Raw genomic sequence first — 13,647 nt, forward strand, 5'->3', positions numbered from 1 at the left:
GAAAAAATACGATTGTTGCCATGATGATTGCCACTCTAAAAACCGCTGCCAGGACCAGGGTCCCCCGCATCCTTTTATCGGGGGCGGCAGGCTTGCTGGCGCTTTGCTGTCAGTCCGGCGTGCTGGCCGCCATTCCCGTCCAGCACTGGACCCAGCCCAGCGGTGCCAGGGTCTACCTGGTGGAAAGCCCGGCCATTGCGATGGTGGATGTGCAGATTGATTTCGACGCCGGCAGCCGGCGCGACCCGCCTGACAAGGCGGGGCTGGCCGGTGTGACGGCGGGCATGCTGGACAAGGGTGTGCGCGGGAATGACACTCGCGCCGCAAGGCCGTCCCAAGGCGCGAGCGCGCCCTCGGGGGGCAGCGGCGCACACGCAGTGGCCAGCGTGGGGGCCTTTGAACCGCCCATGGACGAAAACGCGCTGAGCGAAGCCTGGGCTGATCTGGGCGCGCAATTCGGGGCCGGCGCCAGTTCGGATCGCATGGGATTTTCACTGCGCTCGCTGACCGAGCCCGAGCTGCTGGACAAGGCCGTGGCACTCGCTGCACGCGAAATTGCCGAGCCGTCTTTCCCCGAGGCGATCTGGCAGCGTGAGCGCCAGCGCATGCAGGCGGGGCTCAAGGAGTCCTACACCCGCCCCGCCAGCGTGATTGGCCGCGCCTATGCCCAGGCGGTGTATGGCAGCCACCCCTACGGCTACCAGGTGACGGAAGCCAGTCTGGCCAGCATCAGCGTGGCTGACATGCGGGCGGCCCACGCGGCCGGCGTGGTGGCCTGCCGCGCGCGCATCAGCATGGTGGGCGCCGTCACGCGGGCGCAGGCGGATGCCATCGCCGCGCGGCTGCTCGCGCGCCTGCCGCAAGTGCCCTGCGCCAGCCTGCCGCCTGCACTGGTTGTGGCCGAAGTGGCGCCGCTGGCCGAGGCGCAGGAGAAGCGCATTCCCTTCGATTCGGCACAGGCCCATGTTCTGATCGGCCAGCCCGGCTTCAAGCGGGCCGACCCGGACTATTTCGCGCTGACCGTGGGGAATTACATCCTGGGCGGTGGCGGCTTCGTGTCGCGCCTGTCCAGCGAGGTGCGGGAAAAGCGCGGCCTGACCTACGGGGTCTCCAGCTACTTCTCGCCCGGCCTGCATGCCGGCAGTTTCACCGTGGGCCTGCAAACCCGGCCCGATCAGGCCGCGCAGGCCGTGCAAATCGTGCGCCAGGTGGTGAATGACTTCGTGGCCAACGGGCCTACCGAGGCCGAACTTCAGGCCGCCAAGGCCAATCTGATCGGCGGCTTCGCGCTGCGCATTGACAGCAACCGCAAACTGCTCGACAACATTGCCAGCATCGCCTGGAACAACCTTCCGCTCGATTACCTGGATACCTGGACGCAGCAGGTCGACAAGGTGACGGTGGCCGACATCAAGGCGGCTTTTGCCCGCAAATTACAACCCGAAAAGATGATTACCGTGATTCTGGGAGCCGCGCCATGAAATACACCGCACTGGCAACTGAAAAGAAAACTGAAAAGAAAACTGAAAAAAAGCCCGCCAGGTCGGGCAAGGTGGTAGCGCGCAAAGCCAAACCTCCTGGCGAAATTCGCATCATTGGTGGGCAGTACAAACGCACCAAACTTCCGGTGCCCGACAAGCCCGGCCTGCGTCCCACCCCCGATCGCGTGCGCGAAACCCTGTTTAACTGGCTGGGCCAGGACCTGACCGGCTGGCGCTGCGTTGATGTGTTTGCCGGCACCGGCGTACTGGGATTTGAAGCGGCCTCGCGAGGCGCGACAGATGTGCTGCTGTGCGAGCAGGACCTCGGGCTGGTGTTGCGGCTCAAGGCCCTGCAAACGCAATTGCAGGCCGGCATGGTGCGGATCGAGCGAGGCGACGGCGTGGGCCTGCTGCGGCGGCTGCCCGCGGCCAGCATGCAGCTGGTGCTGCTGGACCCGCCGTTTGAGTCCGAACTGTTTGAGCCCGCGCTGAAAGCCGCCGTGCAGGTGTTGGGGCCTACCGGCCTTGTCTACCTGGAGGCACCCCGGCACTGGCTCGATGAGGAACTGCAGCCGCTGGGCCTGCGGGTACACCGCAGCGGCAAGGCGGGTGCGGTGCATTTCCATTTGCTGGTGCGCATCGACAGTTGAGGCGCCGGCTGGCCGCCAGGGCAGGGCGGCTGCGGCCCTGTTCGGCTTGGGGTTACCCGCGCCCGAGGCCGGCGGGGCATAATTCCCCCATGCCCGCCACCCCGCCGCCAACGCCACGCATTGCTGTTTATTCCGGCACGTTTGACCCTTTCACGCTCGGCCATGACGACGTGGTGCGCCGTGCCGGCAAGCTGTTTGACCGGCTCATCATTGCGGTCGCGGCGGCCCACCACAAGAAGACCCTGTTCTCGCTGCAGGACCGTGTGGAGCAGGTACAGGCGGCCACCCGCGACATCGTCGGCGTGAGGGTGCTGGCCTTTGAGGGGCTGATCATGGATTTTTGCGTTGCGCACAGCGCCTGCGCCGTGGTGCGGGGCGTTCGCAACGTGACGGATTTTGATTACGAAGCGCAAATGGGCGCCATGAACCGCAAGCTCCAGCCGCAGGTGGAAACCGTCTTTTTGCTGCCCGATGCGGCGCTGCAATGCATCAGCAGCACGCTGGTGCGCGAGATCAGCAAGCTGGGCGGTGATGTCCGCCAGATGGTGAGTCCGGCGGTGGCAGCGGCGCTGGGTGCTGCGCATGCGGCTGGATCGAAAGGAGGCTGAACATGGCCTTGATGATTACCGACGAGTGCATCAACTGCGACGTGTGCGAGCCTGAATGTCCCAACCAGGCGATTTACCTGGGCAAGGAAATCTACGAAATCGACCCGCACAAATGCACGGAATGCGTTGGTCATTTTGACGAACCACAGTGCGTGCAGGTCTGCCCGGTGGCCTGCATCCCGGTCAATCCGCAGCATGTTGAAACCCGGGAAACGCTTTGGCAAAAGTACCAGCGCCTGCAGGCCGTCATTCCGGTAGTGGTGGCCCGGTAGTTCAGGCGATTGCCGGGCAGCGCGGGAAAGCGCGCCGGATCATCAGCAAAACCTGCCTTGAGCGGTTAAAACGCGGCCGTTATCAGGAATCAGCTATTAGGTATCAGCTATCAAAATAATAGCTACTTCCCCGTGATGCTCAGCGTGACGCTCAGTCTTCCGGGTCAGTCTTGCGCGGTGGCTTGGGCCGTGGTGGCTGGCTGGTGTGAATCAGCATGGTGGCTTTTTCCATCTCGCCTGCCAGCAGGGCTGGCACGGCTTTGAGGGCGCGGTCAATGCATTCTTCAATGGACACGCGGTGTTCCTGCGATGGTTTTTTCAGCACCCAGTTGATGACCTCGGCCTTCACGCCCGGGTGCCCCACCCCGATGCGCAGGCGCCAGTAGTCGTCGGTGCCGAGCTGGGCATGAATGTCGCGCAGGCCGTTATGGCCCGCGTGGCTGCCGCCAAACTTGAGCTTGACCTGCCCGGGCACGATGTCGAGTTCGTCGTGCGCCACCAGCACCTCTTCGGGCGAGATCTTGAAAAACCGGGCCAGCGCGGCCACGGATTTGCCCGAGACGTTCATGAAGGTCAGGGGCTTGAGCAGCCACACGGTTTTCCCGTTCAGGGTGGTGCGCGCGACCTGGCCGTGGTAACTCTTGTCCAGGCTGAGCGGCGCCTTCAATTCGCGCGAGAGCGCGTCTATCCACCAGAAGCCGGCATTGTGGCGCGTAGCCTCGTATTCGGCGCCCGGGTTGCCCAGGCCAACAAAGAGTTTGATCATGCTGTGTGTAAGGGGAGAAAGCGGTGCGGCCCGCAACCGGGATTATCGGTGCAGCAGAGCGTGGCCCTCAAGAAAAACGGCCCTTGGCCTCCGGGGAGGACAAGGGCCGCTGACCTTTTCAGGCCAATACCGCTGGCTGGGAATTACTTCTTGGCAGCAGGTTTGGCGCCAGCCTTGGCTTCTTTGGCGGCAGCAGCCTTGGCTGCTTTAGGGTCCACAGGCACGGCAGCCGCCGCTGCGGCAGCGGCATCAGCCTCGGCCTCTTCCGAGACGGCAGACACGGACACCAGCACCGGGTTGTCCTGGCCGCCTTTGGCGACGAACTTCACGCCTTTGGGCAGCGTGATGTCCTTGACGTGCAGCGAGGTGCCTTTTTTCAGGCCGCTCAGATTGATGTCGATGAATTCCGGCAGATCCTTGGGCAGGCAAGAGATGCTCAGCTCGGTCAGCACGTGGTTGACCAGGCAGTTCTCGACCTTGACAGCCGGGGACTCTTCTTCGCCGCTGTAGTGCAGTGGCACTTTCATGGTCAGGCGGGTCCTCGCGTCAACGCGCTGGAAGTCGATGTGCAGGACCTGTTGCTTGAACGGGTGCATTTGCAGATCGCGCAGCAAAACCTTCTCGGTCTTGTCGCCCATTTCCATCTCGAGGACGGAGGCGTGGAAAGCTTCTTTCTTGATGGCGTGCCACAGTGCGTTGTGATCGAGTTCGATCAGCGACGGTTCACCGGTGCCACCGTAAACAATACCGGGCGTGCGGCCGGTGATGCGGAGACGGCGGCTCGCACCCGTGCCCTGCTTTGCGCGCTCAAAAGCGACGAATTTCATAATCTTCTCCATTAAAGGGCAGGCCGCGACCAGCTCACCCCGACATAAAAAGGCTGCCCAACCCCAAGGGTTGCGCAGCCACCTTTTTGTTTCGGATCAGAACAGGTTGTCCTGGTCCGAAAACAAACTCATGACCGACTCTCCCCTGGCAATGCGCTGGATCGTCTCGGCGATCAGCGGCGCCACGGAGAGCTGGCGAATCTTTTTGCAGCCTTGCGCGTTCTGGCTCAATGGAATGGTGTTGGTGATCACCACCTCATCCAGCGCGTCACCCTGGGTGATACGTCCAATGGCCGGGCCCGAAAAAATCGGGTGCGTGCAATACGCGTAAACCTTTTTGGCGCCACGCTCCTTGAGCACCTCGGCGGCCTTGACCAGCGTGCCGGCCGTGTCGATCATGTCGTCCATGATCACGCAGTTGCGGCCTTCGATATCGCCGATCACGTGCATCACTTCCGACACGTTGGCCTTGGGACGGCGCTTGTCGATGATGGCCATGTCGCAGCCGAGCTGCTTGGCCAGCGCACGGGCGCGCACCACGCCGCCCACGTCAGGCGAGACCACCATCAGGTCGGCGTAATTCTTCTGGCGCAAATCACCCAGCAGCACCGGCGAGGCATAAATGTTGTCCACCGGAATATCGAAAAAGCCCTGGATCTGGTCGGCATGCAGGTCCATCGTCAGGACGCGCGACACGCCCACGGCCTGCAGCATGTTGGCCACCACTTTGGCAGTGATCGGCACGCGCGCCGAACGCGGGCGGCGATCCTGCCGGGCATAGCCGAAATAAGGAATCACTGCGGCGATGCGCTCGGCCGACGCCCGTTTGAGCGCATCGACCATGATGAGCAGTTCCATCAGGTTGTCGTTGGTCGGCGCACAGGTCGACTGCACCACAAACACGTCACGGGCCCGCACGTTTTGCTGGATTTCAACGGTGACTTCACCGTCGGAAAAACGCCCCACATGGGCAGCGCCCAGTGAAATGCCCAGGTGCTGGGCGATCTCGGAGGCCATGCTGGGGTTGGCATTGCCGGTGAAAACCATGAAGTCGGGATGGTGCGTTTGCATGTGAGGCCCAGCTGAAATCGAACTTGAAGAGGACTTGAACGCGGCGGAAATTTTTATCGAATCAACTTGCGCACGGCAACAATACGCACCGGGGAAACACGTTGCTACAGGAACTTGGCAGTGAGCACCGGTTGCCTGTGTCTCCAAAAACACACAGACCCGCCAAGCGGGCCTGTAGTCAAGCGGAACCTAAGGGGTTCCGTCAGTCATGCAGACCCGCACCGGGCGGATCTGCGACCCGCCTTCATGGCAGATCAGAAATTTGGCAGGGGTGGAAGGATTCGAACCTGCGAATGCCGGAATCAAAATCCGGTGCCTTAACCAGCTTGGCGACACCCCTACACAGGACAACTGTTGCCTTTGAAGCGTAGTCTGAAACCAGACAACGCAACTTGCCAACAACCGACCTATAACCTGTTGACTCATGGTCGCTTGAAAACACATTCCCAAGAGCGGTTATTTTATTACCAACCGGCCAGGGGATGCGCTTGCAAATTGCTGCACTTGCGAATTTTCCAGTCGCCAGGGTGTCCCGGCAAATCTGTCAGATCTACATCGTGCGGCAGTAGCGCAAACACAGCACTTCCCGAGCCGGTCATTCGTCCCTCAAGGTGTTGCGCTGACAGCCAATCGAGTGATTGGCCAATCGGCGGACACAGTGCCTGGGCAACCGGCTGCAAGTCGTTGCGACCAAATCCGAAGACCTGACCTTCTGCATTTGCAGCAAAGCCTTGGATTGTAGCAGTTTCTGTATCGCGTTTGAGTTCCGGTGCACTGAAAATAGCGGGCGTGGAGAGCCCGGCTGAAGGCTTGACCACCACAAACCGCGCCGCCGGCAGTGCGATGGGGGTGATTTTCTCGCCAATCCCTTCGACCCAGGCGTGTCCGCCCGAGAGGAAAAAAGGCACGTCCGCGCCCAGCGACAGGGCCAGCGCGCGCAACTCCGTGGCAGGCAACGTCACACCCCAGAGGCGTTGCAGCGCCAGCAGGCAACTCGCCGCGTCGGACGAGCCGCCTCCCATGCCCGCCTGCGAGGGTATGCGTTTTTCCAGGCCAATGTGAACCCCCAGGGAGGTGCCGCAAGCTACCTGCAGGGCCCTGGCCGCCCGTACGACCAGATCTTCGGCGGGCAGCGGTTCGGGTGTGCTGCCGGGATGGCCCGGATCGCCCAGGTCGGCGCGGCTGATCTGGCCATCTGTGCGCAACTCAAAGTGCAGGGTGTCGCACCAGTCGATCAGCATGAAGGCCGACTGCAGCAGGTGGTAGCCATCGGCCCGCCGGCCCGTGATGTGCAAAAACAGGTTGAGCTTGGCGGGGGCGGGAACGTCGTAAATGGCTTTGAGCGGGCGCGCGTAAGCCGAAGAACGGGAGGCACTGGCGGGGCGTGTCACGTCTGAAAAATCCGTTTGATCCATTAAGCCGTTTGATCCGTTTGATCCGTGAATCCGTTGGCAATCCGCTGGCAATTCGTTAGCGCTGAGCAGACCCGGCGCCGGACCTTATTGATCCAGCACGACACGAAGGTCGGCCGGTGGTGTGGGCTGGGCTCTTTTGGCCGAAATGCGGCCCTCGCTGTGGCGGGACAAATCGGCAGACCAGCCGTTGACGCTGGCGTGGTCCCCCTGCAACCAGCCAAACAGCGCAGCCAGCGGCAAGGCCGCGCCCGTGGCCTGCTCCGTCAGGGCATCGATCGATGGATAGTGTTGCAGCTTCTCGTTGCCTGAATCCAGGATGGCTTCACCGGGTGACCAGCGCAGTACACCGAGGACATTGCCCAGCGGACTGATGAGTGTCAGCTCGCCACGCTCCGGCTGGCCCTTGAGCTCGAAACTGGCCGAAAAAGACTGTGCGGGTTCGCTGTGCACCTGCAGGCTGAGACGGCCGGCCCAGAAACCGTTTTTGGAGTCACTTATGCCTTTTGTTCCCGGAGGATGAGCGCATCCTGCTATCAAAAAAGTAGCGGAAAAAGTAGCAATCAGGCAGCCTGAAAAAAGGGCTGAACGCAGGCGGGTGAGGAGCAACAAGGGCAGGGATCCGGGGTTACAGCTTCACACGCAGGCGCTTGAGGGTTTCCTGCAGGGTCTCGTTGTCGGGGTTCAGCAGCAAGCCTTCCTTCCAGATTGCCGTCGCCCGTTCGCGCTGGCCCATGCTCCACAGGACCTCCCCGTAGTGCGCGGCAATTTCCGCGTCGGGTTTGGCCTTGTAGGCAGCCTCGAAAATGCGAAGCGCTTCGGTCTTGTTGCCCATGCGGTATTCAACCCAACCCAGGCTGTCCTTGATGAAGGGATCGGACGGCGCGAACCCGAGCGCTTTCTGGATCAGTTCGCGGGCTTCCGGCAGGCGAACGCCGCGCTCTGCCAGCGAATAACCGAGCGCGTTGTAAGCGTGGTGGTAATCGGGCTTGAGCTGGATGACCTTGCGCAGCAGGCGCTCCATCTCGCCCAGCGATGCAAGTTTCTCGGCCATCATGGCCTGGTCGTACAGCAGTTCAGGTTCATCGGGCGTCTTGGTCAGGGCCTGCGCCAGCACATCATGGGCAAGCCGGTATTGCTTGAGGTCGCGAAGCAGTCCGACTTCGGCATTGAGTTTGAGCCGTGCATCGGCGGGGTTGCGTTCCGGCAGCTGGCGGATCAGCTGCCGGCCCTCTTCGAGCTTGCCCTGGCTTGCCAGAATGGAGGCGCGGCGGGTTTGCGCCGCCGTCAGTTCAGAGGCATCCTCGATTTTGTTCAGCCAGTTTTCTGCGGCCGCGAAGTCCTTGCGTTTTTCAGCCACTTGCGACAGCGAGAGATAGGCTTGGGCCAGGCCGCGATTGCGGTCAGCCTCCGCGGCCTGCTGCTCCGCCAGTGCGACATAGCGTTGCAGTGAGGCCTGCGCCTGCGCGAGCTGGTTGTCCTGCAGTTGCAAAGAGCCCAGCACCAGCCAGCTTTCCGGGAAGTCGGGTTTTTCACGGGTCACCACCTGCAACTGGGTCGCCGCTTCTGCATAGCGCTGTGCATCCAGCAGGGCCCGCGCATACGCCATGCGGAATTCGGGCAGGGCCTTGGCGTTGCCTTCAAGGTATTTCTTGACCAGGTCTTCCGCCTCGGCCAGTTTGGGGTCCATCAGTTCCAGCGCCAACATGGCCGGGCCTTCAGCACGAGCGTCGGCGGCCTGGCCGCGTTTGGCCGCGTCGAGTGCGCCGTTGCTGTCGTCTGCGGCCAGCCGCATGCGGCCCACGGTGGCCCAGGCGGCGCCGGCGGTGGCGGGATTGTTCAGGTAGGTCTCCAGGCCCTCCTGCACCACGGTGCTGGACAGTGTTTTGTCAGTGACGCGGGCATAGGCGCGCGGCACTACGGCCAGGACCGCATTGCGCTCGGCCTCCGGCGCCAGGCCGATCTCGGTTTTCAGGGGGGCTGCTGTTTCGGCAATGCGGTTCAGTGCGATCAGGATTTGCAGCACATAGCGGTTGGCTTCGCGCGAGGCAGGCTGGGCCTGCTTCCAGGCCTGCGCGGCCTGCAGCGCGGCGTCGCCGGAGCGCGACTGCAGGGCAATTTCGGTAGCTCTCTGGTAGAGCAGGGCCTCTCCCGTTTTGCGGGCTGCGTCCAGCATCAGCGCGAAACCCGCGGCGGGCTCTCCATCCTGCGTGGTGATTTCACCCACAAGCAGCTGGTAAAACAGTGCGCTATCGAGCGGTGAGGAGGGCGGCGCTGCGTCCTGCGCTGCTTTGGCTTCGGCGAGCCCGGAAGGTGCGGCGGGCGCGGGCGCTTGGGTCTGCGCCAGCACCAAGGGGGCGGCGAGGTAGAGGCAGCCGAGGACACGGCTAAGTCTTTTCTTCATCAACCCATGATAATTGAAGCTCCGCGGATGCGTTTTCCCTCTTGTCCTCAGGGTCTGTCCCGCGGGTTGATGTTTGTTACCGCCTGACTGTGAGCCATGCCTGAACTGCCCGAAGTTGAAGTCACCCGCCTGAGTTTTGCAGACCGCATTGCGGGCGCCCGCATCGAGGCGGTATCCATGGGAAAACCGCTGCGCTGGCCGCTGGGCTGCAGTGCGCAGCGTCTCGTGGGCCTGCAGGTGCTGGCTGTGCGCCGCCGCGGCAAGTATCTCCTGGTCGACCTGAGCGATGGGTTGCTGCTGATTCACCTTGGCATGTCCGGCAGCGTGAGCTTTGGCTCGGGCCTTTCCTTGCCTGGCAAGCATGATCACTTTGACATGGTGACCAGCCTTGGAACCTTGCGCCTGAACGACCCGCGCCGTTTCGGCGCCGTGGTGTATGCCGGAGACGAGCACGACGCCGTGGCCCACAAGCTCCTGGGCCGGCTGGGTGTCGAGCCGCTCAGTGACGCGTTCGACGCGGCGGTGTTCCATCAGGCGCTCAAGCCCAGGCAGACCGCCATCAAGCAGGTCTTGTTGGGCGGCGAGGCCGTGGTGGGGGTGGGCAATATTTACGCATCGGAGGTGCTGTTTCTGGCCGGTATCCGGCCTACCACCAAGGCGTCCCGCATCAGCAAACCGCGTGCAGCGTTGCTTCACCGCGCCATTCGGCAGGTATTGACACAGGCCGTTACAAAAGGGGGAAGTACCCTCAGGGACTTTTCCAACGCCCAGGGCGAGGCGGGTCATTTTCAGCTTGACGCCATGGTGTACGACCGTGCCGGCATGCCCTGCAAGGTGTGCGGATCGCCCATCAAAAGTATTCGGCAGGGCCAGCGATCGACTTTTTATTGCGCCAGTTGCCAGAAACCGTGAGCGTTCCACAGAGGAAGCCCATGGTTGTTTCGGGTGGGCGATGCTATATTGACCGCTCACATCCACACAGTTGACTATGTCTTTTAACGAAAAATTTGATCAGCACGGCGTATGGCGACGCGGATTTGCCCTGCGACTGAAGCTGCTTGCCGAGTGGATGAAAGACCATGACCTGCTCGACGCCGCGGTGGAAGAGCGGTTGCACAGGCTGGAGTCGCAGGTGCGCTCCGACAAGGTCATGGTGGCCTTTGTGGCGGAGTTTTCGCGTGGCAAATCCGAGCTGATCAATGCCATCTTCTTTGCCGGCTATGGCCGCCGCATCATGCCGGCGAGCGCCGGCCGCACCACCATGTGCCCGACCGAGCTGGGCTATGACGCGGATGTGCCGCCCTGCCTGCGCCTGTTGCCGATCGAGACGCGCCTGCAGACCCAGGCGCTGATGGAATGGCGGATGGTGCCCGAAAAGTGGACGCGCGTTGACCTGGACGTGAACGACCCGGCCCAGCTGGCGCAGGCGCTCGAGAAGGTCGCCGAAGTCCGGCATGTCACCCAGGAAGAGGCCCGCCTGCTCGGGTTCTGGAACGACAGCACCCCCGAAGACAACCCCCTGGTAGGCGCCGATGGCCTGATCGAGGTGCCGAAGTGGCGTCATGCACTGATCAACATTGCGCATCCCCTGCTCAAGCAGGGCCTGGTCATCCTCGATACGCCGGGCTTGAATGCAATTGGCGCCGAGCCTGAGCTGACCGTCAGCCTGATTCCCCAGGCGCATGCGGTGGTGTTCATCCTCGCCGCCGATACGGGTGTGACCAAATCCGACCTTTCCATCTGGCGCGAACACCTCATCACCGAGGGCGATGCCAGCGACGCACGCCTAGTAGTGCTGAACAAGATCGACACCATGTGGGACGCCTTGAGCACACCCGAGCAGGTGCAGGCGCAAATTGACCGGCAAAGGGTGACATCGGCCGAAATCCTGGGACTGCCCGAGTCGCAGGTCATTCCCGTTTCTGCGCAAAAGGGACTGCTTGCCAAAGTGACGGGCGACAAGGCGCTGTTGCAGGCCAGCCGTTTGCCGGTGCTTGAGCTTGCGCTGGCGCAGGGTGTGATGGGTCAGCGCCAGAAGATCCTGCGCACGGCAGTGGCCGGCGGCATTGGCGAGCTGAGAGTCGAGGCGGGGCGCGCCATGCATATTCGCCGGCGTGATCTGGCCGAGCAGATGATTGAGCTGCGCGGCCTGAGGGGTAAAAACATCTCGGTGATCAAGCACATGCGCACGCGCATCGAGCAGGAGCAGGGCGAGTTTGACACCAGCGGCGCCAAAATACATGCGGTGCGGTCCGTGCACCTTAAATTGCTTCGGGATATGTTCAACCTGCTCAGCACGCCGACGCTGAAGGCCGAGCTGGCCGAGCTGACCGCCACGCTCAAGAAGTCGGGCATCAAGCTCGGCGTGAAGAAGGCTTACGGTCAGACCTTTTCGCGGCTGCGCGAGGGCCTGCAAAAGTGCCAAATCCTCAGTGGCGAAATCCAGTCCATGCTGACCGCCTCTTTTCGGCAGTTGAATGCTGAATTCAGCTTCTCGCTGCAAGCTCCCAAGGAGCCCGAGTTGACCCGGTATGTGAACGATCTGGAGCTCATACAGCGCAGCCACCTGCAATACCTCGGGGTCAGCAATATGCTCAAACTCTCGCAGGCGGAGTTTTCCGAGCGGCTGGTTCGGGCGCTGGCCACGCGCCTGCGTGTCGTGTATGAGTCCGCCTTGGGCGAAGTGGAGCTCTGGAACAAGTCGGCGGCTTCGCAACTGGATGCGCAGCTGCGCGAGCGGCGCCGCAATTTCGGGCGCAGGCTCGAAGCGATTGAGCGTATCCAGCAGGCCGCATCTGGCCTGGACGAGCGGATTGCCGAGATTGAAGACCAGGAGAATGTGCTCAATGAGCTTGACACCAAGCTCAAAGAGCTGACCGAGCACCTGATGGTCGGGCCTGCAACCCATCCCAGGGAAGAAGAGCCGGCGGCTTCCACAGAACAGGTGGCGTTGAGCCAGGTTGCCTGACCTTGATTCCTGACCGTTGATGATGGCCGCAGGCGCCGCGCCCAAAGGCAGGCCGACCACCCCGCCTGCTCGCCCGCAGGGCGGGAAACCGGATCTCGCGCGACCGGCGCTGTCAGGTTTTGCCGTGAAAATCGTGCGCTGGCAGGCCACGCATGGACGCAATAGCCTGCCCTGGCAAAACACGCGCGACCCCTACCGTGTCTGGCTGTCGGAGATCATGCTTCAGCAGACCCAGGTTGCCACCGTGCTCGACTATTACGCCCGGTTTTTGCAGCATTTCCCTGCCGTCAGCGACCTGGCCGCTGCCTCGCAGGATGAGGTGCTGGCCTTGTGGAGCGGTCTGGGCTACTACAGCCGTGCACGCAACCTGCATCGTTGCGCGCAGGAGGTGATGCAGCTGCACGCAGGGCAGTTTCCGCGTACCGCCGAACAGCTTCAAACCTTGCCGGGCATAGGCCGCTCTACCGCGGCTGCCATTGCGTCATTTTGTTTTGGAGAGCGCGTCGCGATCCTGGACGGCAACGTCAAACGGGTGCTTACGCGGGTGCTGGGCTTTTCGGCCGACCTGGCGCAAGGCGCCAATGAGCGCGCACTGTGGAACATGGCCACCGACCTGCTGCCAACGCAGAATCTGCCAGACAGCATGCCGCGCTACAGCCAGGGGTTGATGGATCTGGGCGCCACAATTTGTGCCGGCCGGCAGCCGCAATGCCTGTTGTGCCCGGTGCAGAACCTGTGCAGTGCCCGCGCGACCGGTGAACCCGAAAAATACCCCGTCAAAACGCGAACACTCAAACGCAGTTCGAAGGCGCTGAGCCTGTTATGGGCGCAAAGGCCGGACGGGTCGGTATGGCTTGAAAAGCGTCCTGCGTCCGGCATCTGGGGCGGGCTGTATTGCCTGCCGGTGTTTGACAGCGATGACGCCCTGAAAGCTTTTTTGCCTGCCGGCGTGCACGGCAGGCTCGAGCCCTTGCCGCATTTCGTCCATGTGCTGACGCACAGGGATTTGCATCTGGCCCCTTGGATCGCAGGCTTTAGCGCGGGCCAGGCCATGCCGAAAGCGATGGACGCGGGGGCGAGATCCGGTGCATGGTTTGGCCCGGCGCAATGGCCGGGTTTGGGCTTGCCTGCACCCATCCGCAAACTGCTGCTGCAGGATGCGCCGGCATGACCTGAATGTGGGCGATG

The 13,647-nt window shown here is 62.4% G+C and carries 13 protein-coding genes and 1 tRNA gene; 7 read left to right on the plus strand and 7 right to left on the minus strand.

What is annotated here, in order from left to right; genetic code table 11:
- Positions 1-20 precede the first annotated feature (20 nt).
- The 4 genes from AC1DS5_RS17390 (at position 21) to AC1DS5_RS17405 (ending at position 3,011) form a co-directional block, all read left to right on the plus strand.
- Positions 21-1,481, plus strand: coding sequence for a M16 family metallopeptidase (locus tag AC1DS5_RS17390; RefSeq protein ID WP_477719501.1), 1,461 nt, complete (start codon positions 21-23; stop codon positions 1,479-1,481).
- Entirely contained in the window at positions 1,478-2,131 is a 654-nt protein-coding gene (rsmD, locus tag AC1DS5_RS17395) for a 16S rRNA (guanine(966)-N(2))-methyltransferase RsmD (RefSeq protein WP_477719502.1), read from the plus strand. The genes AC1DS5_RS17390 and rsmD overlap by 4 nt, the downstream gene beginning before the upstream one ends.
- An 89-nt stretch (positions 2,132-2,220) precedes the next feature.
- Complete coding sequence (gene coaD, locus AC1DS5_RS17400) at positions 2,221-2,739, plus strand: pantetheine-phosphate adenylyltransferase (protein WP_477719503.1); 519 nt, start codon at positions 2,221-2,223, stop codon at positions 2,737-2,739.
- 2 nt (positions 2,740-2,741) lie between these two features.
- Positions 2,742-3,011: a YfhL family 4Fe-4S dicluster ferredoxin gene (locus AC1DS5_RS17405; RefSeq protein WP_477719504.1), complete on the plus strand. Its 270-nt coding sequence runs from the start codon at positions 2,742-2,744 to the stop codon at positions 3,009-3,011.
- A gap of 151 nt (positions 3,012-3,162) precedes the next feature.
- Here AC1DS5_RS17405 and pth read toward each other — a convergent pair whose 3' ends face one another.
- The 7 genes from pth to AC1DS5_RS17440 form a co-directional block, all read right to left on the minus strand.
- Positions 3,163-3,777: an aminoacyl-tRNA hydrolase gene (pth, locus tag AC1DS5_RS17410; protein WP_477719505.1), complete on the minus strand. Its 615-nt coding sequence runs from the start codon at positions 3,775-3,777 to the stop codon at positions 3,163-3,165.
- Positions 3,778-3,920: 143 nt separating this feature from the next.
- The gene (locus AC1DS5_RS17415; RefSeq protein WP_477719506.1) at positions 3,921-4,604 is read right to left on the minus strand and encodes a 50S ribosomal protein L25/general stress protein Ctc; all 684 of its coding nucleotides are present in this window, start codon (positions 4,602-4,604) and stop codon (positions 3,921-3,923) included.
- Positions 4,605-4,700: 96 nt separating this feature from the next.
- The gene (locus tag AC1DS5_RS17420; RefSeq protein ID WP_477719507.1) at positions 4,701-5,675 is read right to left on the minus strand and encodes a ribose-phosphate pyrophosphokinase; all 975 of its coding nucleotides are present in this window, start codon (positions 5,673-5,675) and stop codon (positions 4,701-4,703) included.
- Positions 5,676-5,938: 263 nt separating this feature from the next.
- A tRNA-Gln gene (locus AC1DS5_RS17425) sits at positions 5,939-6,015 on the minus strand.
- A gap of 124 nt (positions 6,016-6,139) precedes the next feature.
- Complete coding sequence (gene ispE / locus AC1DS5_RS17430; RefSeq protein WP_477719548.1) at positions 6,140-7,066, minus strand: 4-(cytidine 5'-diphospho)-2-C-methyl-D-erythritol kinase; 927 nt, start codon at positions 7,064-7,066, stop codon at positions 6,140-6,142.
- Positions 7,067-7,174: 108 nt separating this feature from the next.
- The gene (locus AC1DS5_RS17435; RefSeq protein ID WP_477719508.1) at positions 7,175-7,699 is read right to left on the minus strand and encodes a lipoprotein insertase outer membrane protein LolB; all 525 of its coding nucleotides are present in this window, start codon (positions 7,697-7,699) and stop codon (positions 7,175-7,177) included.
- Positions 7,700-7,715: 16 nt separating this feature from the next.
- Positions 7,716-9,491, minus strand: coding sequence for a tetratricopeptide repeat protein (locus tag AC1DS5_RS17440; protein ID WP_477719509.1), 1,776 nt, complete (start codon positions 9,489-9,491; stop codon positions 7,716-7,718).
- Between the two features lie 96 nt (positions 9,492-9,587).
- Between AC1DS5_RS17440 and mutM the strand changes: the two genes are divergently transcribed.
- The 3 genes from mutM (at position 9,588) to mutY (ending at position 13,630) form a co-directional block, all read left to right on the plus strand.
- Entirely contained in the window at positions 9,588-10,403 is an 816-nt protein-coding gene (gene mutM, locus AC1DS5_RS17445) for a bifunctional DNA-formamidopyrimidine glycosylase/DNA-(apurinic or apyrimidinic site) lyase (protein WP_477719510.1), read from the plus strand.
- 76 nt (positions 10,404-10,479) lie between these two features.
- Complete coding sequence (locus AC1DS5_RS17450; RefSeq protein ID WP_477719511.1) at positions 10,480-12,459, plus strand: dynamin family protein; 1,980 nt, start codon at positions 10,480-10,482, stop codon at positions 12,457-12,459.
- Between the two features lie 19 nt (positions 12,460-12,478).
- Complete coding sequence (gene mutY, locus AC1DS5_RS17455) at positions 12,479-13,630, plus strand: A/G-specific adenine glycosylase (RefSeq protein WP_477719512.1); 1,152 nt, start codon at positions 12,479-12,481, stop codon at positions 13,628-13,630.
- Positions 13,631-13,647: the final 17 nt, after the last annotated feature.

This window comes from Polaromonas sp. P4_H1 (assembly GCF_056400945.1).

Bases quoted from the DNA above. Each gene is read 5' to 3' on its own strand.
- AC1DS5_RS17390 (WP_477719501.1), top strand. From the start codon at position 21: ATGATGATTGCCACTCTAAAAACCGCTGCCAGGACCAGGGTCCCCCGC.
- rsmD (WP_477719502.1), top strand. From the start codon at position 1,478: ATGAAATACACCGCACTGGCAACTGAAAAGAAAACTGAAAAGAAAACT.
- coaD (WP_477719503.1), top strand. From the start codon at position 2,221: ATGCCCGCCACCCCGCCGCCAACGCCACGCATTGCTGTTTATTCCGGC.
- AC1DS5_RS17405 (WP_477719504.1), top strand. From the start codon at position 2,742: ATGGCCTTGATGATTACCGACGAGTGCATCAACTGCGACGTGTGCGAG.
- pth (WP_477719505.1), bottom strand. From the start codon at position 3,777: ATGATCAAACTCTTTGTTGGCCTGGGCAACCCGGGCGCCGAATACGAG.
- AC1DS5_RS17415 (WP_477719506.1), bottom strand. From the start codon at position 4,604: ATGAAATTCGTCGCTTTTGAGCGCGCAAAGCAGGGCACGGGTGCGAGC.
- AC1DS5_RS17420 (WP_477719507.1), bottom strand. From the start codon at position 5,675: ATGCAAACGCACCATCCCGACTTCATGGTTTTCACCGGCAATGCCAAC.
- AC1DS5_RS17440 (WP_477719509.1), bottom strand. From the start codon at position 9,491: ATGAAGAAAAGACTTAGCCGTGTCCTCGGCTGCCTCTACCTCGCCGCC.
- mutM (WP_477719510.1), top strand. From the start codon at position 9,588: ATGCCTGAACTGCCCGAAGTTGAAGTCACCCGCCTGAGTTTTGCAGAC.
- AC1DS5_RS17450 (WP_477719511.1), top strand. From the start codon at position 10,480: ATGTCTTTTAACGAAAAATTTGATCAGCACGGCGTATGGCGACGCGGA.
- mutY (WP_477719512.1), top strand. From the start codon at position 12,479: ATGATGGCCGCAGGCGCCGCGCCCAAAGGCAGGCCGACCACCCCGCCT.